A 23,422-nucleotide genomic window follows, 5' to 3' on the forward strand; every position below is an offset into this window, starting at 1 on the left:
CTGCCCCCGTCGCTGCGCGACTCCCCCGGAGTATTTTTGCACAAATGAAGTCACAGAAGGGCCGAGAGCAGCATGACCACGGTGGCGATGAAGCCGACCATCCAGATGACGGATCGCCAGGGGGCGAGGCCCTGGGCATAGGCGGGCACATAGAGGATGCGCGCGATCAGGTAGGCATGGGCGCAGAGCGCGGTGAACGGGGTGGACTGATCCGAGAGGGTGACGACGACCACCGCGATGGTGAAGAGGGTGAGCCCCTCGAAATGATTGTTCATCGCGCGCTGCAGCCGTCCCGCAAGGCCGGTCAAAACGATCGGTTCGTCCCTTGGGCTCATGGCGCGTTTGGGGCCCACCTGGATATTGGCGGCGACCGAGTAGAGGATGAATTGCACGACCTGGAGCAGGGCGGCGAGGGCGAGGACGGTAAGTTCGGTGGTCATTTATTCGTCGTAATGTCGTTTGATTAGGCGCGATCCGATGAAAAGGCAGGCGATAACCACCGCTCCGCTTAGCAGACCAACAATACCGGAATAAGAAAGCCGCTCGCCCTCTGACATTCCTGCGGGCGCATTGGCGACCATCACTGCCAAGACGATCCGAGAGAAAACCCATCCAATTATGAGCGAAGCCACGAAGGCCAAGACACCGGCTAGTTTTCGATTCATTTCTACCCCCAGAAGACAAGAGCGGGGCATGATGCCCCGCTCTACGGGTTACAAATCCATCAGCAGCCGCCGGGGATCCTCCAGCGCCTCTTTCACGCGCACGAGGAAGGTCACCGCCCCTTTGCCGTCCACGATCCGGTGGTCGTAGCTGAGGGCCAGGTACATCATCGGGCGGATCTTGATTTCGCCGTTGATCACCATCGGCCGGTCCTGGATCTTGTGCATGCCGAGGATGCCCGACTGCGGCGGGTTCAGGATCGGCGAGGACATGAGCGAGCCATAGACGCCGCCGTTCGAGATCGTGAAGGTCCCGCCCTGCATCTCGGCCATGCTGAGCTTGCCGTCCCGGGCGCGGCGGCCCTTTTCGGCGATGGCCGCCTCGATCTCGGCAAAGCTCATGCGGTCCGCGTCCCGGATCACTGGCACCACGAGGCCCTGGGGCGTGCCCGCGGCGATGCCCATATGGACGAAGTTCTTGTAGACGATGTCGGTGCCGTCGATCTCGGCATTGACCTCGGGCACCTCCTTCAGGGCATGACAGCAGGCCTTGGTGAAGAATGACATGAAGCCTAGGCGAACGCCGTGTTTCTTCTCGAACAGGTCCTTGTACTCTTTCCGGAGCGCCATGGTCTCGGTCATGTCCACCTCGTTGTAGGTGGTGAGCATCGCGGCGGTGTTCTGGCTGTCCTTCAGGCGCTTGGCGATGGTCTGGCGCAGCTTGGTCATCTTGACCCGCTCTTCGCGCGCCGCGTCCTCGGCGGCCACCGGGGCGCGCGGGGCGGCGGACGGGGCCGGGGCGGCGGCTTTCGGTGCGGCCAGTGCGGCCAGCACGTCGCCCTTCATCACGCGCCCGTCGCGGCCCGTGCCCTGAACATCGCCAGAGGCAAGGTTGTTCTCCGCCATCAGCTTCTTGGCCGAGGGCGCGTCCTCCACATCTTTGCCCTGGGCGGTGGGCGCCGCCGGTGCGGGAGCCGGTTCCGAAGGGGCCGCGACCGCGCCGGCCCCGCCGAGCACGGCGAGCTTGGCCGAGGCCTCCACCGTGGCGCCCTCGGGCGCCAGGATCTCGGTCAGAACACCCGCCGCCGGGGCAGGCACCTCGACCGACACCTTGTCGGTTTCCAGCTCGCACAGCATCTCGTCCTGGACAACCGTGTCACCGATCTTCTTGAACCAGGTCGACACCGTGGCCTCGGTCACGCTCTCGCCCAGGGTCGGGACCATCACGTCGACGCTCTCGCCGCCGCTCTCGGCCGGGGCCGCCGGGGCCGCATCAGCCGCCGCTGCACCGGAGCCTTCGCCGATCGAGGCCAGCAGGGCATCGACGCCCACGGTGCTGCCCTCGGCGGCCACGATTTCGGCCAGGGTGCCGGCGGCGGGGGAGGGGACCTCCACCGTCACCTTGTCGGTCTCCAGCTCGCAGAGCATCTCGTCCACCGCGACGGTATCGCCGGGCTTCTTGAACCAGGTGGCCACCGTGGCTTCGGTGACACTTTCCCCCAGCGTCGGGACGCGGACTTCTACAGACATATTCTTATCCCTCAATCGTAAGCGCTTCGTTCACGAGCGCGGCTTGTTGTGCTTTGTGCTGGCTGGCCAGACCCGTGGCGGGCGAGGCCGAGGCCGCGCGTCCGGCATAGACCGGGCGGGTATGCTTGGCGCCGATGCGGCTCAGCACCCATTCGAGGTTCGGCTCGACAAAGGTCCAGGCGCCCTGGTTCTTCGGCTCTTCCTGGCACCAGACCATCTCCGCGCCCTTGAAGCGCTCCAGCTCCTTCATCATGGCCAGCGCCGGGAAGGGATAGAACTGCTCGAGACGCAGTAGGTAGATATCGTCGATCCCGCGGGCGTCGCGTTCCTCCAGCAGGTCATAATAGACCTTGCCGGAACACAGCACGACACGCTTGATCTTGTCGTCCGGTCGCAGCGTGGTATCCGAGTTGCCCTTCTGCGCGTCGTCCCACAGCACCCGGTGGAAGCTCGACCCGGTGGTGAAATCCTCGGCATTCGAGATCGCCAGCTTGTGCCGCAGGAGCGACTTGGGCGTCATCAGGACCAGCGGCTTGCGGAAGGTCCGGTGCAACTGCCGCCGCAGGATGTGGAAGTAGTTCGCCGGTGTGGTGCAGTTCGCCACGATCCAGTTGTCCTCCGCCGACATCTGCAGGAACCGCTCCAGCCGCGCCGAGGAGTGCTCGGGCCCCTGGCCCTCGAACCCGTGGGGCAGCAGCATCACCAGGCCGGACATCCGCAGCCATTTGCGCTCGCCCGAGCTGATGAACTGGTCGAACATGATCTGCGCACCGTTGGCGAAATCGCCGAACTGCGCTTCCCACATGGTCAGCGCATTGGGCTCGGCGAGCGAATAGCCATACTCGAACCCGAGTACCGCGTATTCCGACAGGGCGCTGTCGATCACTTCGTAGCGAGCCTGCCCCTCGCGGATGTGGTTCAGCGGGTAGTAGCGCTCTTCGGTCTCCTGGTTCACGATGCCCGAATGGCGCTGCGAGAAGGTGCCGCGGGTGGAATCCTGCCCCGACAGTCGGACCGGGTAGCCCTCGGTCAGGAGCGAGCCGAAGGCCAGCGCCTCCGCCGTGGCCCAGTCGAAGCCCGCGCCGGTCTCGAACATCTTGGCCTTGGCTTCCAGCAACCGTCCGACGGTCTTGTGCATCGGGAACCCGTCGGGCACCCGGATCAGCGCTTCGCCGACCTCGGCCATGGTCTCGGGTTTGATGGCGGTCTGGCCGCGCTGGTAGTCTTCCTTGTCGGTGTTCAGATGCGACCAACGCCCGTCCAGCCAATCGGCCTTGTTCGGCTTGTAATCCTTGCCGATCTCGAACTCTTCGTTCAGATGCGCCTGGAAGGCGGCCTTCATGTCCTCGATCTCGCCCTCGGGGATCAGCCCGTCCTTGACCAGCCGGTCGGTATAGAGCTGCAGGGTCGTCTTGTGGCCCTTGATCCGCTTGTACATGATCGGGTTGGTGAACATGGGCTCATCGCCCTCGTTATGCCCGAAACGGCGATAGCAGAAGATGTCCAGCACCACGTCCTTGTGGAATTTCTGGCGGAACTCGGTCGCGACCTTGGCCGCATGGACCACCGCCTCCGGATCGTCGCCGTTGACGTGGAAGATCGGGGCTTCCACCACCAGCGCGTTGTCCGTGGGATAGGGGCTGGAGCGGCTGAAATGCGGCGCGGTGGTGAACCCGATCTGGTTGTTCACCACGATATGGATCGTGCCACCGGTCTTGTGCCCGCGCAGGCCCGACAGCGCGAAGCATTCCGCCACCACGCCCTGGCCCGCGAAGGCCGCGTCCCCGTGCAGCAGGATGGGCAGCACGCCCACCCGTTCGGGATCGCCCAGTTGATCCTGCTTGGCGCGTGCCTTGCCCAGAACCACCGGGTTCACCGCTTCCAGGTGCGAGGGGTTCGCGGTCAGCGACAAGTGCACCGTGTTGCCGTCGAATTCCCGGTCCGACGATGCGCCGAGATGGTATTTCACGTCGCCCGAGCCGTCGACATCCTCGGGCTTGAACGATCCGCCCTGGAATTCGTTGAAAATCGCGCGGTAGGGCTTCGACATCACGTTGGCCAGCACCGACAGGCGGCCGCGGTGGGGCATGCCGATGACAATCTCCTTGACGCCCAGGCTGCCGCCGCGCTTGATGATCTGCTCCATCGCCGGGACCAGCGCCTCGCCGCCATCCAGCCCGAAGCGCTTGGTGCCCATGTATTTCACATGGAGGAACTTCTCGAAGCCCTCGGCCTCCACCAGCTTGTTCAGGATCGCTTTCCGGCCCTCGCGGGTAAACGCGATCTCCTTGCCGAACCCTTCGATCCGCTCCTTGAGCCACCCGGCCTGTTCGGGATCGGAGATGTGCATGTATTGCAACGCGAAGGTGCCGCAATAGGTCCGCTTCACGATCTCGACGATCTGGCGCATGGAGGCGACCTGCAGGCCCAGCACGTTGTCGATGAAGATCGGTCGATCCATGTCGGCATCGGTGAAGCCGTAGGATTTCGGGTCGAGCTCCGGCTGCAGGTTTTCATCGCGCATGTTCAGCGGGTCGAGATCCGCGGCCAGATGCCCCCGGATCCGGTAGGCCCGGATCAGCATCAGCGCCCGGATGCTGTCGAGCACCGCGCGCTTGATCTGGTCGTCGGACACCTGGATGCCTTTCTCGGCGGCCTTGGCGGCGATCTTCTCGCCGGCGGCCTTGGTCTCGGTCACCGGGGCGGCGGGCCATTCGCCCGTCAGCGCGCCGGTCAGGTCGTCATTCGGGGTCGGCGGCCAGTCGCGGCGCGCCCAGGACGGGCCCTGTGCCTCGGCCTTCACGTCGAGCTCGGCATCCCCGAGCGCGCGAAAGAACTCCGCCCAGGCGGCGTCGACCGCGTTGGGATCGTTGGCATACTGGGCATAGAGCTGCTCAAGGTAGGCCGCGTTGTGCCCCTGCATGAAGCTCGAGGCATGGAAGAGGTCGTTCGGAGATTGGTCGGTCATTGGTGTCCCCCCTCACTTGGGCGTGGGTCCGCAGCATCGCGCGTGTGGGCCCGTGGTGATCTGTCGGTGCCGCGGGGTGCGGCGCCGATGCCTTGAAACGAGGCAGCGCCGCCGTCCCGTTTGAAAGCATCGCGCACGTCCCCCGAAGGGGACGTGCCGTGTGCGGTATGTCGGGCGCCCTGGCCCATGTCAGCCGATCGCCTTGAGCACGGCTTCGCCTAGGCCCGCCGGGCTCTCTGCCACCACGATGCCCGCGCTCTGCATGGCTTCGATCTTGTCCTCGGCGCCGCCCTTGCCGCCGGCGACGATGGCGCCTGCATGGCCCATGCGGCGGCCCGGAGGCGCGGTGCGGCCCGCGATGAAGCCCGCGGTGGGCTTCCAGCGGCCGCGCTTCTTCTCGTCGGCGAGGAATTGCGCGGCCTCTTCCTCGGCGGAGCCACCGATCTCGCCGATCATGATGATGCTCTCGGTCTCGTCATCGGCAAGGAACCATTCCAGCACGTCGATATGCTCGGTCCCCTTGATCGGGTCGCCGCCGATGCCGACGCAGGTGGACTGGCCCAGGCCCACATCGGTGGTCTGTTTGACCGCCTCGTAAGTCAACGTGCCGGAGCGCGAGACCACGCCCACGGTGCCGCGCTTGTGGATATGGCCGGGCATGATGCCGATCTTGCAGGCATCCGGCGTGATCACACCGGGGCAGTTCGGCCCGATCAGGCGGCTGGCGGAGCCTTCGAGCGCGCGCTTGACCTTCATCATGTCCAGCACCGGGATACCTTCGGTGATGCAGACGATCACTTCCATTTCGGCATCGATCGCCTCCAGGATCGAGTCGGCGGCGAAGGGCGGCGGGACATAGATCACGGTGGCATTCGCCTCGGTCACGGCCTTGGCCTCGTGGACCGAGTTGAACACCGGCAGGTTCAGGTGGGTCTGGCCGCCCTTGCCCGGGGTCACCCCGCCGACCATCTTGGTGCCGTAGGCGATCGCCTGCTCGGAATGGAAGGTGCCTTGGCTGCCGGTGAAGCCTTGGCAGATAACCTTGGTGTTTTCGTCGATAAGTACGGCCATTGGGTGTCCTTCGGGTCGTTTATTGCAGTGTCGCCGACGCGGGGCCGACGGGTGTTTCGGTGGGGGCGACCCGGTTGCGGGCCTTTGGAGATCGAAGCGGGATCAAGTGCATTCCGTCCTCAAACCTTGGGAATGCTGTAGAGTTTGCTGGTGCCATCCTCGACGCAGGGTTGGCTGGACTGGTCGCGGGCACTAACAACGCCGATGCGCTGCCCGATTTCATTGTTCGGTTCGTCATAGAACACGCATTGGACAGGGCGACCCGTGCGCGCATCGACCGGACCGGTGTCCGCGCCCCGGATATAACCGGGACGCATTTGAGGAATGAGCCGGTCGAGCATCTGCGACACGGCAGTAACGCCGATATGGTTCGAGAAGATGCGGCACTCGGCAGGTAAATTGCCGTAGTAGACCTCCACCACTACCGTATCGGCCGGGGCGCGAAAGGTATGGGTGACATCTGGCCCGCCTTCATGGACGACGGTCTCGACGAACCCGGCTGCGCGCAGGCCGTTGAGCCAGGCCTCAACGCCGCGCACATCGCACAGGCGAAACGCCAGTTCCATGTTGATCGCGGCTGCCTCCTGCATGGTCAATGCAGTCGCGGGACCCGTCAACCCGAGGGCCATGAGCCCAGAGATGAGCGCGCGCCGGATCACAACATCACCATCACTTGCATGGTGCCATCTTCGACGCAGACCGGATCCTGGCCGGCATTGCCGATCTCGATGACGATGGGGCGCTGTCCGTTCCAGCCGACAAATCCGGTGCACTTGCGGTAACTCGGGTTGGCTCCGCCTGGCACGATGGGCGGCGTGTTCTCCATATTGCCGGGCTCGAAAAAGCCCGGGTAAAGCTGCCCCAGCACCTGGCCCACGAAGGGCACGCCATGCGTGACACCGAACTGCTCGGTGGTGACTCGGCATTCCGGGCGCGCGGGATCGCCGATCACTGCGATATGTGCGGTGTTGCCCGGGGCGTAGAACCAATGCAGGATATCCGTCGGGCCACCGCCGAAATCCTCGATCTCGTAGGAGAAGCCCGCGGCCTGAAACGCAGCAATCGCGGCCTCCGGCACCCGGCCGTTGGAAATGCACAGCTGCAAGCCCAGTTGCACGTTCGCAGCCGCTGCCTCGAGCCGGGTCACTGCCGGAGCAGGGGATGCCGCCAGGGCCGCCGTCACGATCATGGCCCAGCGAGTCATTGTCCGCTCCCGATCGTGTGGCTCAGCCCGATCCAGAGGCCGCCATGTTGTACTTCGGCGATGGCATGGACGGGCACGTTTTCGAAGCGGGTTTCGATTGCGAAAGCGTGGTAGTTCTGCGCTGAAACATCGGCATGGTCGCCAAAAAGCGGTGCGGCATAAGTTTCCAGCGCGGTAAGAGGCATCGCGCCGCCCGAGATACTCACCCCGGGTTCCTGTGCGAGTTGTTGCGCCAAGGCAGCTCCGATCGCCGTGTCAGCGACCCGCATATCCGGCATCTCCGCGGCGTTCATCTCCCGCTCCATTTGGGCGAGGAATGCCGGATCGTTCATGAGTTCGGGGTTTGCGAGGACTCGTTCCGTCAGTTCGGCGGACATACCCGTCTGGATGATCGCGTCATACGCGCTGATATGGCAGAACACCACCATGCGGTCGGAGAAGCCAAGAAACTGCACTCTTTCCTCGACCCCGTTGCGGAACAACATCGTCGAGACGACCTTGCCATCGGGGCTCCCCGCCACTGCGCGCACACCAGGGGGGGCAGCCGCCGGCGCGCTGTCGAGGTAGCCTTGCGGATCGGTCACCGCCTGGCCGCAGGCGGATTTGAAAGCAGTCCAAGCCCGTTGCGCGACCGCGTTGGCATCGAAACCCTGCGCCATGGCGGAGGTACCCGCCAGTACCGACAGGAGCGCACCCATGGCCAGGCACCGCCCGGAACGGGCAGGCGCGAGGCGGGGAAGGGGCCGGGTCTGGGTCAACATCGGAGGCGTTCTGTTATGCAGGGGATGCCACGGGCCCCGAAAGACCCGCGGCCATGACCGCTGGCGTCAGCCCTTGACAGCTGCGACGATCTTCTCGGCGCCGTCCCGAAGGTTCTCGGCGGCGATGACGTTCAGGCCGGAGGAGTTGATGATCTCCTTGCCCTTCTCGACATTCGTCCCCTCCAGGCGCACCACCAGCGGCACTTGCAGACCGACCTCTTTCACGGCGGCCACCACGCCCTCGGCAATCACATCACAGCGCATGATGCCGCCGAAGATGTTCACGAGGATGCCTTTGACCTGCGGGTCCGAGGTGATGATCTTGAACGCCTCGGTCACCTTCTCCTTGGTCGCACCGCCGCCCACGTCGAGGAAGTTGGCAGGCTCCGAACCGTAGAGCTTGATGATGTCCATGGTCGCCATGGCGAGGCCCGCGCCGTTCACCATGCAGCCGATCTCGCCGTCGAGGGCGATGTAGTTCAGGTCGTATTTCGAGGCGGCGAGCTCCTTGGGATCCTCCTCGGTCTCGTCGCGCAACTCGGCGATGTCCGGGTGGCGATAGATCGCGTTGCCGTCAAATCCCATCTTCGCGTCCAGGCATTTCAGATCGCCACTGTCGGTCACGATCAGCGGGTTGATCTCCAGCATCTCCATGTCCTTCTCGACGAAGCACTGGTAGAGTTGGCCCATCAGCTTGACGCATTGCTTGACCTGCGCGCCGCTCAGCCCGAGCGCAAAGGCAATGCGGCGGCCGTGATAGGGTTGATAGCCGGTCACCGGATCCACGGCGAAGGACAGGATCTTTTCGGGGGTGGAGGCTGCGACCTCCTCGATATCCATGCCGCCCTCGGTCGAGCAGACGAACGAGATCCGCGACGTGCCGCGATCCACCAGCAGGGCGAGGTAGAGCTCGGTCTCGATCCCCGACCCGTCTTCGATATAGATGCGGTTGACGGTCTTGCCCGCGGGCCCGGTCTGGTGCGTCACCAGCGTCCGGCCCAGCATCTTCTTGGCTTCCTCGGCGGCCTCTTCGACCGACTTGGCCAGGCGCACGCCGCCCTTCTCGCCTGCATCGGCTTCCTTGAACGAGCCCTTGCCGCGTCCGCCCGCATGGATCTGCGCCTTCACCACCCAAAGCGGCCCGTCCATCTCGCCGGCGGCGGTCTTGGCCTCTTCGGCCCTCAGAACCACGCGCCCATCGGAAACCGGCGCGCCGTAGCTGCGGAGGAGGGCTTTCGCCTGGTACTCATGAATGTTCATGAAACTGTCCCGTTCTGCTTGTATTTGTTCGGGTGTTGCACAGGGATGAGGCGCAGCAAAACGCCATTTCGCCGCATCCTAGAATTTTTCGACATTTGTGATCACACGCTTGAAAACTGTGATCACGAATTCCGCAGGGGGAGGAATGCAAGCTGCGTCAGGGGCCGGGCGCGGTCAGGTGAGTCGCAAGAAACTGCGCGGATTCATGCGATTTTGAACGTATCGAATGCGTCCATGCTCAGGTCTAGATCAACGCCTGGGAACTCGGTTGCAATGCCAATCGTTGGATCGAAGGCATGGGTCTTGAGCAGTCCCATGGCTTCCAACGTGCCGGCGCGTTCGGGAGTGTACTGCTTCAGAAGCAGATAGAATTCCCGCAAGGCTTCCGGGTCGCCCTGAAGCGTGTCCATTTTCAACAATTGACGCTGCCGATGCTCAGTTTCGTTTCTACGGGCGTTTGGCTGCTGCCTGAGCAGTCTGAGGCGTTTGTTCACCCAGTGCTTCGGAGTCAGGCCGTCGAAATGGAGCAGATCCAGAGTATCGAGCAGGCGACCCGTCGCAGGCTTGGGCGGTTTGGGGCCATGTATGCCTACAGCGAGGCCAATCCGAGGACGGAACGCGGATTTCCCGCCGCAGTATGCAGTCATGCCTCGCTGCAGGTAGGGCGTTGCCGCCCCGTCCGCTGCCTCCGCATCCTCCAGATACCTGCGCGTGGTCTGCACCCGAAAGGCTCCGTCAAAAATATTGCCCGGATCCGGAGGGCCCAGATAGACACGTTCTTGCGCCCGCGTGGCAACATGCTCGATCTCCGGCGGCTGTGCCGCGAGCAACTCGTCCAAGTCATCCGGCGTCCAGAGAAACTCGTCCACGTCGATATGGAAAACCCAGTCCGCCGTGGAATGATCAACCACATCCTGCAAGATCGCCTTCTGTCTTGGACCTTGCTTCGGAGGGCGCGCCCCGGCCGGGTGATTTTGCCAGAATGCGTCGTCACACACGGCAAGCCGTACCCTTGGGTGATTGCCCAGCACCGCCTCGACGCGCGGTATGGAGGTATCGAGAAAGAGGTTGATCCGACGCACCCCGAGGTTGAGGTGATAGGCCGCCCACGCCAGGATCAGATCCGGCGCTTCTTGCGCGAGCGCTACGATGTCCCATTGCGATTTCGGCATCTGCCCCCACCCGTTCTTGTGGTCAGCTCTAAGCGTGGTGCCCGGTTGGTGCAACCTCGGCGCATGCAAAGGGGGGCCCGTAGCCCCCCTATGTTTCCGGCATTTCCCGAGGATCAGACCAGCGAGTCGTCGATGCCCTTGCAGGCTTCCATCAGGCCCTTCACCGCGTTGACGGAGTTGTCGAACATCGCCTGCTCGTCCTTGCCGAGCTTGATGTCGACGACCTTCTCGATACCACCCGCCCCGATGATGGTCGGCACGCCGACATACATGTCGTTCAGGCCGAACTCGCCGTCGCAGTACGCCGCACAAGGCAGCAGGCGCTTCTGGTCCTTGAGATAGGCTTCCGCCATCTCCACCGCCGAGGCGGCCGGAGCATAAAAGGCGGAGCCGGTCTTGAGCAGGCCGACAATCTCGGCGCCGCCATCGCGGGTGCGCTGCACGATCGCGTCGAGTTTCTCCTGGCTGGTCCAGCCCATCTCCACCAGGTCCGGCAACGGGATGCCCGCCACGGTGGAATAGCGTGTCAGCGGCACCATGGTATCGCCATGCCCGCCCAGCACGAAGGCGGTCACATCCTTCATCGACACATTGAATTCCTCGGCCAGGAAGTGGCGGAACCGCGCGCTGTCCAGCACACCGGCCATGCCGACGACCTTCTCCTTGGGCAGGCCCGAGAATTGCTGCAACGCCCAGACCATCGCATCCAGCGGGTTGGTGATGCAGATCACGAAGGCATCCGGCGCGTTGGCCGCGATGCCTTCGCCCACGGATTTCATCACCTTGAGGTTGATGCCCAACAGGTCATCGCGCGACATGCCCGGCTTGCGCGGCACACCGGCGGTGACGATGCAGACATCCGCGCCCGCAATGTCGGCGTAATCCGTGGTGCCCTTCAGGCTGGCGTCGAAACGCTCCACCGGGCCGCTTTCGGCGATATCCAGTGCCTTGCCCTGGGGGGTGCCGTCCGCGATGTCGAACAACACGACGTCCCCGAGTTCCTTGAGTGCGACGAGGTGGGCAAGGGTGCCACCGATCTGACCTGCGCCGATAAGGGCGATCTTGGGTCGGGCCATGGAAATTTCTCCGGCTTTCGTTGATCTTGGCCGCGTCCTAGCCTTTGGGGCATGGCCTTACAAGGCATCGGGCGCGCGGCGGAACGCCCCAAGCGCCTGTCGGTCGGGGCGCGCGCGGCCAAGATCCCGAAATCGTTGAGAATTGGTCCAGGGCAAGAATGTGCGACCCATCGCCCGGGTTGCGTGCCATGGCATGCCCGCAATCGCGATCGCTCGTGGTGGCCGAACCGATTCCATTTTCGCAGTCCCCCTTGGCCGAGGCAAAATCGGCAAAATTCAGCGGCCCGGAACAGGACCGCTGGCGTGCGCAAGCCGGCTGGACTGGGGGCGGAGTTTCCAACCGGCGTGCGTGTGACGCGGCGGGGGCTAGACGTCGTCGCCCGCCGCGATCCGGTCCATCACGTCGGACCCTTCAAAGGCCTGGCCGGAGGCGATCAGGCAGGTCTGGCCGTTCGGCATGGTCACCGTGATCGTCCAGGTACCGGTCTCTTCCGAGGCGAACACCTCCATCACGCCGTTATTGGCGCCAAGGCCCATGCTTTGCACGGTCTCGCCGTAATTCGTGGTCAGGCGCTGTACGACCTTTTCGCGCTCCGCGCAAGGCAGCGCCCTGGTCTGGCCAAGCGCGGCGCCGGTCAGCAGAAGCGTGGAGAGCAGGCCGAAACAGAGGGTCTTCAACTGGGTCTTCATGGGTCTACCTTTCGTTGCAGATCCAGACCGGGGCCGGAAGCTGCGTCTTGGTTAAGCCATGTCGGACCACCCGCTTGTATCGCACGGTCCCTGCGAACCGCTCATCCCTCCAAAGTCCGACGCATGGGATCATCCTGCACAGAGATTGCCTCAGAACTGGTTAACGCGCCGCGCGATGGTCCTGCGCGTCCACCATACCGGGTGAACCGCCCCGCTCCGCGGCACTTTCTGCATCGCAGCAGAAATATTCTTGCAAAATTGTCCCACCTGAGGTTCTTTTCGCGAAATTTCGCTGTGGAGAGAATCATGGACCGCCCCGTCGATCATCGCGCCCGCCCCTACCGTTCGGTGCTCTATATTCCCGGATCGAAAGAGCGCGCGTTGCACAAGGCGCAAAGCCTGCCGGTCGACGCCATCATTTTCGACCTCGAAGACGCCGTCGCGGTGGAGGAAAAGGCCAATGCCCGCCACCTTTTGGCCCGGACGCTGGCCGAGACCGACTACGGCCCGCGGGCGAAGATCGTGCGCATCAACGGCTTCGACACCGACTGGGGGCAGGCGGATCTCGACGTGATCGCCGCCGCGCGCCCCGAGGCGATCCTGCTGCCCAAGGTGAACACCGCCGCGGATGTCGAGACGCTCGCCGACAGGCTCGATGCCCGTCCCGAGACCGCCGAGACCACCATCTGGACCATGATGGAAACCCCGCTCGGCATGCTCAACGCAGCGCAGATCGCCGCCGCCCCGCGCATGGCGGGCTTCGTGATGGGCACCAACGATCTGGCCAAGGAACTCGACAGCCGTTTTCGCCCCGATCGCCTGCCGATGCTGACCGGGCTCGGCCTGTGCCTTCTGGCCGCGCGGGCCCACGGGCTCGTGGCCGTCGACGGGGTCTACAACGCGTTCAAGGATGACGAAGGTCTCGAGGCCGAGTGCGCGCAGGGCCGCGACATGGGGTTCGATGGCAAGACCCTGATCCACCCCGCCCAGGTGGCCATTGCCAACGCCGTCTTCGCCCCGTCGGACTCCGAACTCGCCCTCGCCTCGCGCCAGATCCTCGCCTTCGAGCAGGCCGCGGCACGCGGCCAGGGCGTCGCCGTGGTCGACGGCAAGATCGTGGAAAATCTGCACGTTGCCACCGCACGGCAACTTCTGGCAAAAGCGGAGGCAATCCAAGCCATAGCCGCGGAGTAAACCATGTACTTTCTTGTCCTGATCGCCGGTCTCGCCCTCTGGGCCGGGGCCCACTACTTCAAGCGGCTGATGCCGGCGCAGCGCGCCGCGATGGGGGACAAGGGCAAGGCCGTCGTCGCCGTCGCCATCGTCGCCAGCATCGTGCTGATGGTGATCGGTTACCGCGGGGCGGAGTTCGTTTTTCTCTGGTCGCCGCCCGCCTTCATGACCCATGTGAACAATACGCTGATGCTGTTCGCGCTCTGGGTCTACGGATCGAGTGCGGCCAAGGGCGCGAAGGCCTGGCCCGCCAACAAGATCCGGCACCCGCAACTGACCGGGGTCAAGATCTGGGCGCTCGCGCACCTGCTGGTCAATGGCGATCTGGCCTCGATCGTGCTTTTCGGCGGCTTGCTGGCCTGGGCGGTGGGCGAAGTGATCCTGATCAACAAGGCCGAGCCCGACTGGACCCCGCCCGAGACGGCCGGGATGAAGACCAAGATCCGCCTCGCTGTGATCACGGTCGTCCTCTACCTGGTGATCGGCGGCATCCATGCCTGGCTCGGCGTCTGGCCGTTCCCTGCATAAGACTCTGATAACATGAAGATATACCGGTTTCTGACTGAGGACGACACCTCGGCCTTCTGTCACAAGGTGTCCGACGCCCTCGCCAAGGGGTGGGAGCTTTACGGCCCCCCGACCTATGCCTTCGACGCCGCCCATGGGGTCATGCGCTGCGGCCAGGCGGTCACCAAGGAGATCGACCGCCCCTACAGCCCCGACATGAAACTAGGAGACCAGTGATGGCCAAGACGAACCCGGGCCGCTTTTTCGAGGATTACCGTGTCGGCCAGGTGATCGAGCACGCCGTGCCGCGCACCGTCTCCGGCGGCGAGCGGGCACTCTACCACGCGCTCTACCCGGCGCGGCACGCGATCTATTCCTCGGACGAATTCGCCAAGCTCTGCGGTCTGGCCGAAAGCCCGATGGACGACCTGATCGCCTTCCACACGGTATTCGGCAAATCCGTGCCCGATGTGTCGCTGAATGCGGTCGCCAACCTGGGCTATGCCGAGGGGCGCTTCCACCGGCCCACATGGCGCGGCGACACCCTGCGCGCCCGGTCCGAGGTGATCGGGCTGAAACAGAACTCCAGCGGCAAGACCGGTGTGGTCTATGTCCGCACAGAGGGGCGCAATCAACGTGGCGAGCTGGTGCTCGACTACGTGCGCTGGGTGATGGTGCGCAAGAACGACCTCGCTGCGCCCGCGCCGGATACCGTGGTGCCGGAGCTTGCCGCGGCGGTCGATCCCGCGACCCTGCTGGTGCCCGAGGGGCTGACCTTTGCCGACTACGACACCGTTCTGTCGGGTGAGCCGCACCGCCTGCGCGACTATGCGGTGGGCGAGATCATCGACCATGTGGACGGGGTGACCATCGAGGAAGCCGAACACATGATGGCGACCCGGCTGTGGCAGAACACCTCCAAGACCCATTTCGACGTGACCCCGCGCGCCGACGGCAAACGGCTGATCTATGGCGGGCACGTGATGTCCATGGCGCGCGCGCTCAGTTTCAATGGCCTCGCCAATGCCCAGATGATCGTGGCGATCAACGGCGGCAGCCATGCCAACCCGTGCTTTGCCGGTGATACCGTGCGGGCCTGGTCCGAAGTGCTGGATGTGGCCGAGACCGGCGCGCCGGGCGTCGGGGCGCTGCGCCTGCGGCTCGTGGCGACAAAGGATGGTTCCGTGGGGGCGTTGAAGGGAGAGGACGGCAAGTACCTGTCAGGCGTCCTGCTCGACCTCGATTACTGGGCGCTCATGCCCCAGTGAAGGCGGCGGCCCCGGGCGTCCGGGGCCGATCCAGGGTCAGTCCAGCGCGATGAACAGCATCAGCAGCGCAAAGAGCCCGCCGCCTGCAAAGGCCCATGTGGGCGCGGTGATCGTCATCGGTGCCTTCAGCTTCGCCATCAGGTCCTGTGCCTGCGTTGCTGGCGGCGTCTGGGGGTTCGTCTTCTCGTCTGCCATGGTCTGCGTCTCCTGTGAAAAAGGGTCGTCGAGGCCTGTGACACAGATGGGGGCTGCGGGCCCCGGCACAAGGGCCGCCGGGCGCTTTCTCGGCCCCGGCGGCACCGCGCCGCCCACAGGGCTCACTCCGCCGGTTGCAGCGCCTTCACATAGGCGGCGATGGCCTCCCGGTCGGCCGCGGTCAGCTGCGCCATGTTTGTGATCACGGACGCCATATGCCCGCCTGCGCTGTCGAAATCCGGGGTGAAGCCGGTCTCCAGATAATAGGCGATGTCGCCCGCCGACCAATCGAGCTGCGCCGGGGTGATCCCCGGAATGCGCCCCTTGCCCGACGGGTTCGGTGCCCCTGCCATCCAGCGCGCCCTGTCCAGCCGACCCAACCCGTCCCGCGGTGTGTGACACTCGGCGCAATGGGCCAGGGCCTCGACCAGGTAGCGCCCGTCGCCCGGCACCTCCGGCCCGACCCAGTCCGGCATCGGCGACAGCAGCTTCCACGCCCCGACACTGCGCCGGATATTGAACGGAAAGCCCAGCTCGTGGGGGGCGTTGGGCGTATCGGTTTCAGGCAATCCCTGCATATAGGCCCAGAGGTCCGCGACGTCCTGATCCTCCATCAGCGCATAGGCGGTATAGGGGAAGGCCGGGTAGTAATGCGAGCCGTCCGGCGCGACCCCGGCCAGCACCGCCGAGGCGAAATCCGCCTGCGACCAGTCCCCGATCCCGGCCTCCGGATGGGGCGAGATATTGGGCGCCACGAAGGTCCCGAATGGCGACGCGAAGCGCTGCCCCCCGGCCAGAACCAGCCGCGCCTCGCCGGACGCGCCCGGGGCCGCGTGGCATGACGCGCAGCCCGCCGCGTGGAAGACCGCCTCACCCGCTTCCGCGTCGCCGGTCAGCGCGGCAAAGCGCTCCTCCGGCACGGGCACCGCCCGGGTGAAAAACAACCCGAGCGAAACCCCAGCCGCCAAAAGCAGCCCTGCAAATGCGAGAAATCGCTTCATGTCCGTGACTTAGCTGTCCGGTTCGCGATGCGCCTCGTGGCAGGACTTGCACGTGGCCCCCATCGGCCCGAGCGCGGGGCCAAGCGCCGCCTGCCCATCTCCCGCCACGGCGGCGAGCCCATCGGCCGCTGCCGCAACCGCCTCCCATTTCTCCACGAAATCTGCATTGTCTTCCCAGATCGAAGGCATCGCGCGGGTGCCGTCGATGCTCATGGCATCCGAACCTTCGGGCCATAGCAAGCCTTGGGTGATCGCCGCCACGGTCACGAGGTTGTCCGCCGCCACCTGCTCCGCCTCGGCATCATAGGGGATATCGCCCTTGGCCATGTTTCCCAGAACCCCGAGGTTCAGCGCGATCAGGCGAAACTGACCCTGCCGCGCCTTGAGCTGGTTCTCGAAACTGTCCTGGGCCACGGCGATTGTGGGTACCCCGGCCCCGAGCCCGAGGGCCCCGATCAGCGCTGCCGCGCAAAGGCGTGTGTGGATCATCGTTCGCTCCTGTGATTTGCGTTGCTGCGGCAGAATGTAGCATGGGTATCCGGGATTCCGATGACAACCCTGTGCTTTGGGCGGATTTTCCGCAAAAAACCGCGCTTGCCCCGGCTCTGCACAGGGGTCTCAATTATGTGATCACGTGGTTTATAACCGTGATCACAAATCGCGGAAAACGCTCCGGTTGCGCCAAAGTACCGCGCCGCATCCGGGCGAGTTCAGGTGACAGCCGGACAAAATTCACTATGCATACTAGCAACTAGCCCCGTTCGAGAGACTCAAGATGAGGTGCCGTCATGGCTGACGTGAACCGGGGGGACCGGCCCCTGTCCCCGCATATCCAGATCTATCGCCCGCAGCTGACCTCCGTCACCTCGATCCTCACCCGGATCACGGGGAATGCGTTGCTGGTCGGCGCGTTGCTCTGCGTATGGTGGCTGATCGCCGCCGCCGCCGGGCCGCAATACTTCGCCTTCGTCGACGGCATCGTGACCTCCTGGTTCGGCAAGCTGGTCTTTCTCGGCTCGATCTGGGCGCTATGGTATCACACGCTCGCCGGCGTCCGGCACCTGATCTGGGATGCCGGGTACGGGTTCGAGCTGAAGGATGCCTATGCGCTCGGCTACATGGTCATCGGCGGTTCCGTCGTCCTGACCGTGATCACCGTCATCGCGCTCTGAGGGAAGCTGACATGGGATTTATGACCGACCGCAAACGCGCCATGGGTCTCGGCTCCGCGAAATCCGGGACCGAACACCACTGGCACATGCAGGTCAGCTCCGTCGGGCTGCTGCTCCTCGTGCCGCTCTTTCTGTTCACCTTCGGCCGCGTCGTGGGCGCGCCCTATGAAGAGGTGATCGCCTATCTCGCACGCCCCTTCCCGGCCATCGTCACGGCCCTGATGCTCGTCGTGGGCTTCGACCATTTCCGTCATGGCGTGACCGTCGCGATCGAGGACTACGCCCAGGGCACCACCCGGAAGGCGCTGATAATTGCAATGACCTGCGTGAGCTACGGCGCCATGGCCACCGGCCTATTCGCCATTGCCCGCCTCGCGCTGTGACCCCAGGGAGCACTTGATGTCTGCTTACGAATACGAGACGCATAACTATGACGTCGTGGTCGTCGGGGCCGGTGGCGCGGGCCTGCGCGCGACCCTCGGCATGGCCGAGCAGGGGCTGCGCACCGCCTGCATCTCCAAGGTCTTTCCGACCCGCTCGCACACCGTGGCGGCCCAGGGCGGTATCGCCGCCTCGCTGTCCAACATGGGCCCCGACCATTGGCAGTGGCACATGTACGACACCGTCAAGGGCTCCGACTGGCTGGGCGATACCGACGCCATGGAATACCTCGCCCGCGAGGCGCCCAAGGCGGTGTACGAGCTGGAACATTACGGCGTGCCTTTCTCGCGCACCGAAGAGGGCAAGATCTACCAGCGGCCCTTCGGCGGCCATACCACCGAGTTCGGCGAAGGCCCCCCGGTGCAGCGCACCTGTGCCGCCGCCGACCGCACGGGCCATGCGATCCTGCACACGCTCTACGGCCAGTCGCTCAAGAACAATGCCGAGTTCTTCATCGAGTATTTCGCCATCGACCTGATCATGTCCGAGGACGGACAGTGCCAGGGCGTCGTCTGCTGGAAGCTCGATGACGGCTCGATCCATGTCTTCAACGCCAAGATGACAGTGCTGGCCACGGGCGGCTACGGACGTGCCTATTTCTCGGCAACCTCCGCCCATACCTGCACCGGCGACGGCGGTGGCATGGTCGCGCGCCAGGGGCTGCCGCTGCAGGACATGGAATTCGTGCAATTCCACCCCACCGGCATCTACGGCGCGGGGTGCCTGATCACCGAGGGCGCCCGCGGCGAGGGCGGCTATCTGACCAACTCCGAGGGCGAGCGGTTCATGGAACGCTACGCGCCCACCTACAAGGATCTCGCGTCGCGCGACGTGGTCAGCCGCTGCATGACCATGGAGATCCGCGAGGGCCGCGGCGTCGGCCCCGACGGCGACCATATCCACCTGCACCTCAACCACCTGCCGCCCGAAACCCTGGCCCTGCGCCTGCCGGGTATCTCGGAGAGCGCCCGCATCTTCGCCGGGGTGGACGTCAACAAGGAGCCGATCCCGGTCCTGCCGACGGTCCATTACAACATGGGCGGTATCCCCACGAACTATTGGGGCGAGGTGCTGAACCCCACCGCCGAGGATCCCGACCGCATCGCGCCGGGCCTGATGGCCGTGGGCGAGGCGGGCTGTGCCTCGGTGCACGGGGCCAACCGGCTCGGGTCCAACTCCCTGATCGACCTTGTGGTCTTCGGCCGGGCGGCGGCGATCAAGGCCGGGCAGGTCGTGGACCCGACCGCGTCCAACCCGACCCTGAACCAGGCCTCCATCGACGCCGCACTCGCGCGCTTCGACGGGCTGCGCCACGCCAAGGGCAACGTGTCGACCGCCGAGCTGCGCCTCGAGATGCAGAAGACCATGCAGGCCGACGCCGCCGTGTTCCGCACCGACAAGACCCTCGCCGAAGGGGTCCAGAAGATGTACGGCGTCGCGGGCAAGGTGGACGACATCAAGGTCACCGACCGCTCGCTGGTGTGGAACTCCGACCTGATGGAGACGCTGGAGCTGACCAACCTGATGCCCAACGCACTGGCCACCATCGTGTCCGCCGAGGCTCGCAAGGAATCCCGCGGCGCCCACGCCCACGAGGATTACGCCGACCGCGACGACGAGAACTGGCGCAAGCACACGCTGGCCTACGTGAACGGCAAGGTCGACCTCGACTACCGCCCGGTCCACCTCAACCCGCTGCTGGGCCACAACGAGGGCGGCATCGACCTCAAGAAAATCGCACCCAAGGCGCGGGTGTATTAATGGCGCGATCACCTGCGCGCGGTAGGCTGGACTTGTCCGCCGCAGGCGCCTGTCCGGTGTCGCCATGCGTGTGAGCGCAGCCCTGTGGGAGAAACCCTCCGAGCTGCGCCACACGCACCTTTCGACGTGATGGAGGCAAGGCAGTTTGTCTTTGCGGGATCAGCCCTGTTTTCTGGAATTGGCCGACGATGTCCGTAAATTCGCCGGCGGAGACCGTGTGGTGGAAATCGTCAATTCGGGAAACTGGGGCGACGCACTCATCCACGCGGGACAACGGGCCTTCCTGTCGGATCTCGGTATAGCGACCGTTCCGGTGCCGATCGCGCGGTTGCGCAAGGACAAGTTGCGTCATCGCATCCTCGCGGCGATGCGGGGGCTCCACCCCAAGGCCATCATCACCGGCTCCGGTGCCTATCGCGACTTCTACAATCGCCCGGCAGAGCTCGGGGTCGCGGCGGCGCGCTTCAGGAATGTGCTCGTGATGCCCTCCTCCTTCCCGTTTCGCCCGGAACTTGATCCCGATCGGACGATTTTCTGGCGCAGGGACATGCTCGAAAGCTACGAGGCCATGCCGGAGGCGTCCTTCTGCCACGACATGGCCTTCTATCTGGACCCGGCGCCCCGGGCACCGGGCAAGGGCGTCGGAATAATGTTGCGCAACGATGTGGAGCGGCTGGAGCTGGACCTGCCGGAGGGCAACATCGATTTGAGCAACGAAGGCACGCATCTGTCGGACCCGGATCTGTTTCTGGATCGGATCGGCGCCTACGAGGTCATTCACACCAACCGTCTGCATGTCGGCATCGGCGCCGCCCTGCTCGGGCGCGAAGTCCACCTCTATGCAAGCCGCACCCGGAAACTGGAATCGATCTTCAAATCCTCGCTCGAGCCGTTTTACCCGAATGTGCACTACCATTCCGATCCCTCGGACATCTTGAAGCTCAAGCACATCACCGCGAGACAGGACCATTGACGATGTCTGGCGCAAATCAGGGCGCGCAGGACCCAAAGCCGCCGAGGATTGTGGTCGGGAGCGGCTGGTGGTCATCCGAGCGCGCGTTCTCCGACGAGTTTCCCGACCGCAAGGAACTGGGCGACGCCATGATCCGGTCCGTGCCGTTTTTCGAGCTCTGGCTCGAGAGTGTCACCTCTTCGGTGGCGGCGTCCGAAATCGTCGTTGTCGACTCGGCCGCCCCCCTGAAGCCCGCCCCGGAACTCCGCGACAAGGTGCGCTGGATCGAACTGCCCTTCAATGCGCGACACTCGACCAATCACGTCGGCGGCTGGAGCGGATGGACCCGCTCCGTCCTGGTTTCGGGAAACTATGCTCTCGCCTCCGATTGCGAATTTTTCGTCTATGTGGAGCAAGACTGCCTTCTCAAAGGCGACGGTCTGATCGAGGCCTGCATTGCGGCCATGACCGCGGATCACATGTTCGGCTCCGGTGCCGGTACGCCCCAACCCCTGCAACAATCCCTCTTCGTTGTGCGCGGGGCCGCCTTGCCGCGGTTTCTGGGGAACCTCGCAAACCTCAAGTATCGCGATTGCGACATGGCGCCGGAGTGGAAATTCGTGTGGGCAACGTCGGCAACACTCACCTGGTTGGCCAATATCGGCATTTTCCAGAGTAAACTGACACGCAAGATCGGGTTCAAGCTTGCCAGGCTCTCGGGCGCTTTGTGTTTTCTGCCCTTCGGCTCCGGTCGTGCCCGGCCCATTCCTTTCGACGCCCCGCATTGCTATTTTCAGCATGGGACCAGTGCCGAAATCGCTCGTTACCGGCGGAGCGACGCATGATCGTCGCAAACCTCGCCACCTATCCTCCGCGGGCTCACGCGCTCGGTCGTGTCGTTGCCAGCATCGCGCCGCAGGTCGATCGGCTCAACGTGGTCCTGAACGAATACGATACGGTTCCGGTCAACCTGCTGGACTATGACAATGTCGTGCCCATTCTGATCGACCGGGATCTGAAAGATACCGGCAAGTTCTGGCCAAGTGTCGAAGACGCAGAGTGGGTGGTGTTGATCGACGATGATCTGCACTATCCCGACGACTATGTCGCGACGACCCTCGCGCGTGCCACCGCATGCGAGACGCCCCGTGCGGTTTACGGTTATCACGGTGTTTACTATCGCAAGCCGGGCCTGAAGCGCCTGAAGTTCTGGAAGTATCCGCCCCTGGCCCCGGACACCGTGATGCGATACCGCCGTGTCCACACGTTCTGGAACGTGGTTGAGCGGCCCCTCCGCGTCGATCAACTCGGTACAGGGACCGTCGTTCTCAAATCGGAACACATGCCGCCCTTCGACTTCATGGAGACGTCGCAGAAGTTCGTCGATGTCCGGTTTGCGCTCTGGGCTTTCCAGCAGGACCTCGCATGCATATGTCTGCCGCGACCGCGCGAATGGCTCGGGGTCGAAGAATTCGAAGACACGATCTATCAGTTTACGCAGTCAAATCCGGGACATGTCGCGGATGAAATATGGCAGTACGCGTACAAGACCCCGGATGTGGGCACGCCGCTGCGACGCTCTGCGGACTTACCTCCATCTCGAAAACATGGCTCACCGTAACGACAGCCAGTGAACCGAAGGAAACGACCATGGTACAACTGACCCTGCCGAAGAACTCGAAGATCCGCACGGGCAAGACCTGGCCCAAGCCCGAGGGCGCGACCAACCTGCGCAAGTTCCAGGTGTATCGCTGGAACCCCGATGACGGGGAAAACCCCCGGGTGGACACCTACTGGGTGGACATGGACACCTGCGGGCCGATGGTTCTGGACGCGCTGATCAAGATCAAGAACGAGATCGACCCGACCCTGACCTTCCGCCGCTCCTGCCGCGAGGGGATCTGCGGGTCCTGCGCGATGAATATCGACGGCGCCAACACGCTGGCCTGCATCTACGGCATGGACGAGATCAAGGGCGACGTGAAGATCTACCCCCTGCCGCACATGCCCGTGGTCAAGGACCTGATCCCGGACCTGACCCATTTCTACGCGCAGCATGCCTCGGTCATGCCCTGGCTGGAGACCAAGACAAACCGCCCCGCGACCGAGTGGCGGCAGTCCATCGACGACCGCAAGAAACTCGACGGCTTGTACGAGTGCGTGATGTGCGCCTGCTGCTCCACCTCCTGCCCGAGCTACTGGTGGAACGGCGACCGCTATCTCGGCCCGGCGGCCCTGCTGCATGCCTATCGCTGGATCATCGACAGCCGCGACGAGGCGACGGGGGAGCGTCTGGATGACCTCGAAGACCCGTTCAAGCTCTATCGCTGCCACACGATCATGAACTGCGCCAAGACCTGCCCCAAGGGCCTGAACCCCGCCAAGGCGATCGGCGCGATCAAGAAGATGATGGTCGAGCGCCAGGTCTGAGGGCCGCGCCGATCCGCGAGTGACGCGAACGGGGCCAATGGCCCCGTTTTCGCGTTCCGGGGTTGGCG

The 23,422-nt window shown here is 64.3% G+C and carries 25 protein-coding genes; 11 read left to right on the forward strand and 14 right to left on the reverse strand.

Annotation, left to right across the window (positions count from 1 at the left end; translation table 11 throughout):
- Positions 1 to 50 precede the first annotated feature (50 nt).
- The 11 genes from PVW48_RS09300 to PVW48_RS09350 all read right to left on the reverse strand — a co-directional run bounded on the left by PVW48_RS09300 (position 51) and on the right by PVW48_RS09350 (position 12,394).
- Positions 51 to 440: an MAPEG family protein gene (locus PVW48_RS09300; protein ID WP_012179546.1), complete on the reverse strand. Its 390-nt coding sequence runs from the start codon at positions 438 to 440 to the stop codon at positions 51 to 53.
- Between the two features lie 273 nt (positions 441 to 713).
- Entirely contained in the window at positions 714 to 2,192 is a 1,479-nt protein-coding gene (odhB, locus tag PVW48_RS09305) for a 2-oxoglutarate dehydrogenase complex dihydrolipoyllysine-residue succinyltransferase (protein WP_274581133.1), read from the reverse strand.
- 4 nt (positions 2,193 to 2,196) lie between these two features.
- Positions 2,197 to 5,160: a 2-oxoglutarate dehydrogenase E1 component gene (locus tag PVW48_RS09310; RefSeq protein WP_274581134.1), complete on the reverse strand. Its 2,964-nt coding sequence runs from the start codon at positions 5,158 to 5,160 to the stop codon at positions 2,197 to 2,199.
- Between the two features lie 189 nt (positions 5,161 to 5,349).
- A complete protein-coding gene (gene sucD, locus PVW48_RS09315; RefSeq protein ID WP_012179543.1) occupies positions 5,350 to 6,231 on the reverse strand; it encodes a succinate--CoA ligase subunit alpha in 882 nt (293 codons plus the stop codon).
- A 119-nt stretch (positions 6,232 to 6,350) separates the two neighbouring features.
- Positions 6,351 to 6,860 (reverse strand): hypothetical protein, encoded by a 510-nt coding sequence (locus tag PVW48_RS09320; protein ID WP_274581135.1) that lies wholly within the window; start codon positions 6,858 to 6,860, stop codon positions 6,351 to 6,353.
- Positions 6,861 to 6,886: 26 nt separating this feature from the next.
- Positions 6,887 to 7,435, reverse strand: a complete 549-nt coding sequence (locus tag PVW48_RS09325) for a hypothetical protein (RefSeq protein ID WP_274581136.1) — start codon at positions 7,433 to 7,435, stop codon at positions 6,887 to 6,889.
- Entirely contained in the window at positions 7,432 to 8,133 is a 702-nt protein-coding gene (locus PVW48_RS09330) for a hypothetical protein (RefSeq protein ID WP_012179540.1), read from the reverse strand. Before PVW48_RS09330 ends, PVW48_RS09325 begins: the two co-directional genes overlap by 4 nt.
- A gap of 129 nt (positions 8,134 to 8,262) precedes the next feature.
- Complete coding sequence (gene sucC, locus PVW48_RS09335) at positions 8,263 to 9,456, reverse strand: ADP-forming succinate--CoA ligase subunit beta (RefSeq protein ID WP_012179539.1); 1,194 nt, start codon at positions 9,454 to 9,456, stop codon at positions 8,263 to 8,265.
- A gap of 203 nt (positions 9,457 to 9,659) precedes the next feature.
- The gene (locus PVW48_RS09340; RefSeq protein WP_274581137.1) at positions 9,660 to 10,628 is read right to left on the reverse strand and encodes a glycosyltransferase family 2 protein; all 969 of its coding nucleotides are present in this window, start codon (positions 10,626 to 10,628) and stop codon (positions 9,660 to 9,662) included.
- Positions 10,629 to 10,741: 113 nt separating this feature from the next.
- On the reverse strand, positions 10,742 to 11,704 hold the full coding sequence (gene mdh, locus PVW48_RS09345; protein ID WP_012179537.1) for a malate dehydrogenase: 963 nt from the start codon (positions 11,702 to 11,704) through the stop codon (positions 10,742 to 10,744).
- 366 nt (positions 11,705 to 12,070) lie between these two features.
- Positions 12,071 to 12,394, reverse strand: a complete 324-nt coding sequence (locus PVW48_RS09350; protein WP_012179536.1) for a hypothetical protein — start codon at positions 12,392 to 12,394, stop codon at positions 12,071 to 12,073.
- 306 nt (positions 12,395 to 12,700) lie between these two features.
- On the opposite strand from PVW48_RS09350, the gene PVW48_RS09355 reads away from it, so the two are divergent.
- From PVW48_RS09355 to PVW48_RS09370, 4 genes are read left to right on the forward strand one after another with little or no spacing between them, the layout of a single operon-like run.
- Positions 12,701 to 13,588: an HpcH/HpaI aldolase/citrate lyase family protein gene (locus tag PVW48_RS09355; RefSeq protein ID WP_012179535.1), complete on the forward strand. Its 888-nt coding sequence runs from the start codon at positions 12,701 to 12,703 to the stop codon at positions 13,586 to 13,588.
- 3 nt (positions 13,589 to 13,591) lie between these two features.
- The gene (locus PVW48_RS09360) at positions 13,592 to 14,155 is read left to right on the forward strand and encodes an NnrU family protein (protein ID WP_012179534.1); all 564 of its coding nucleotides are present in this window, start codon (positions 13,592 to 13,594) and stop codon (positions 14,153 to 14,155) included.
- Positions 14,156 to 14,167: 12 nt separating this feature from the next.
- The gene (locus tag PVW48_RS09365) at positions 14,168 to 14,371 is read left to right on the forward strand and encodes a DUF1737 domain-containing protein (RefSeq protein ID WP_012179533.1); all 204 of its coding nucleotides are present in this window, start codon (positions 14,168 to 14,170) and stop codon (positions 14,369 to 14,371) included.
- On the forward strand, positions 14,371 to 15,402 hold the full coding sequence (locus PVW48_RS09370; RefSeq protein WP_274581138.1) for a MaoC family dehydratase: 1,032 nt from the start codon (positions 14,371 to 14,373) through the stop codon (positions 15,400 to 15,402). Before PVW48_RS09365 ends, PVW48_RS09370 begins: the two co-directional genes overlap by 1 nt.
- A gap of 36 nt (positions 15,403 to 15,438) precedes the next feature.
- Here the strand turns inward: PVW48_RS09370 and PVW48_RS09375 are convergent, their stop codons facing one another.
- The 3 genes from PVW48_RS09375 to PVW48_RS09385 form a co-directional block, all read right to left on the reverse strand.
- The gene (locus PVW48_RS09375) at positions 15,439 to 15,597 is read right to left on the reverse strand and encodes a hypothetical protein (protein ID WP_274581139.1); all 159 of its coding nucleotides are present in this window, start codon (positions 15,595 to 15,597) and stop codon (positions 15,439 to 15,441) included.
- 122 nt (positions 15,598 to 15,719) lie between these two features.
- Complete coding sequence (locus tag PVW48_RS09380; protein ID WP_274581140.1) at positions 15,720 to 16,598, reverse strand: cytochrome c; 879 nt, start codon at positions 16,596 to 16,598, stop codon at positions 15,720 to 15,722.
- A 9-nt stretch (positions 16,599 to 16,607) separates the two neighbouring features.
- Positions 16,608 to 17,087, reverse strand: coding sequence for a c-type cytochrome (locus tag PVW48_RS09385; RefSeq protein ID WP_274581141.1), 480 nt, complete (start codon positions 17,085 to 17,087; stop codon positions 16,608 to 16,610).
- Between the two features lie 299 nt (positions 17,088 to 17,386).
- Between PVW48_RS09385 and sdhC the strand changes: the two genes are divergently transcribed.
- The 7 genes from sdhC to PVW48_RS09420 all read left to right on the forward strand — a co-directional run bounded on the left by sdhC (position 17,387) and on the right by PVW48_RS09420 (position 23,354).
- Positions 17,387 to 17,770: a succinate dehydrogenase, cytochrome b556 subunit gene (gene sdhC / locus PVW48_RS09390; protein WP_274581142.1), complete on the forward strand. Its 384-nt coding sequence runs from the start codon at positions 17,387 to 17,389 to the stop codon at positions 17,768 to 17,770.
- An 11-nt stretch (positions 17,771 to 17,781) separates the two neighbouring features.
- Positions 17,782 to 18,153, forward strand: coding sequence for a succinate dehydrogenase, hydrophobic membrane anchor protein (gene sdhD, locus PVW48_RS09395; protein WP_274581143.1), 372 nt, complete (start codon positions 17,782 to 17,784; stop codon positions 18,151 to 18,153).
- 16 nt (positions 18,154 to 18,169) lie between these two features.
- Positions 18,170 to 19,972, forward strand: a complete 1,803-nt coding sequence (gene sdhA / locus PVW48_RS09400; RefSeq protein WP_274581144.1) for a succinate dehydrogenase flavoprotein subunit — start codon at positions 18,170 to 18,172, stop codon at positions 19,970 to 19,972.
- Between the two features lie 220 nt (positions 19,973 to 20,192).
- Complete coding sequence (locus PVW48_RS09405) at positions 20,193 to 20,945, forward strand: polysaccharide pyruvyl transferase family protein (protein ID WP_274581145.1); 753 nt, start codon at positions 20,193 to 20,195, stop codon at positions 20,943 to 20,945.
- 2 nt (positions 20,946 to 20,947) lie between these two features.
- Positions 20,948 to 21,769, forward strand: coding sequence for a hypothetical protein (locus PVW48_RS09410; protein ID WP_274581146.1), 822 nt, complete (start codon positions 20,948 to 20,950; stop codon positions 21,767 to 21,769).
- Positions 21,766 to 22,545, forward strand: coding sequence for a hypothetical protein (locus PVW48_RS09415; RefSeq protein WP_012179523.1), 780 nt, complete (start codon positions 21,766 to 21,768; stop codon positions 22,543 to 22,545). The genes PVW48_RS09410 and PVW48_RS09415 overlap by 4 nt, the downstream gene beginning before the upstream one ends.
- 29 nt (positions 22,546 to 22,574) lie before the next feature.
- Positions 22,575 to 23,354, forward strand: coding sequence for a succinate dehydrogenase iron-sulfur subunit (locus PVW48_RS09420; protein ID WP_012179522.1), 780 nt, complete (start codon positions 22,575 to 22,577; stop codon positions 23,352 to 23,354).
- The last annotated feature ends 68 nt before the right edge of the window (positions 23,355 to 23,422 follow it).

Origin of the sequence: Dinoroseobacter sp. PD6, from assembly GCF_028807315.1 — a bacterium.
Classification (GTDB): domain Bacteria; phylum Pseudomonadota; class Alphaproteobacteria; order Rhodobacterales; family Rhodobacteraceae; genus Dinoroseobacter; species Dinoroseobacter shibae.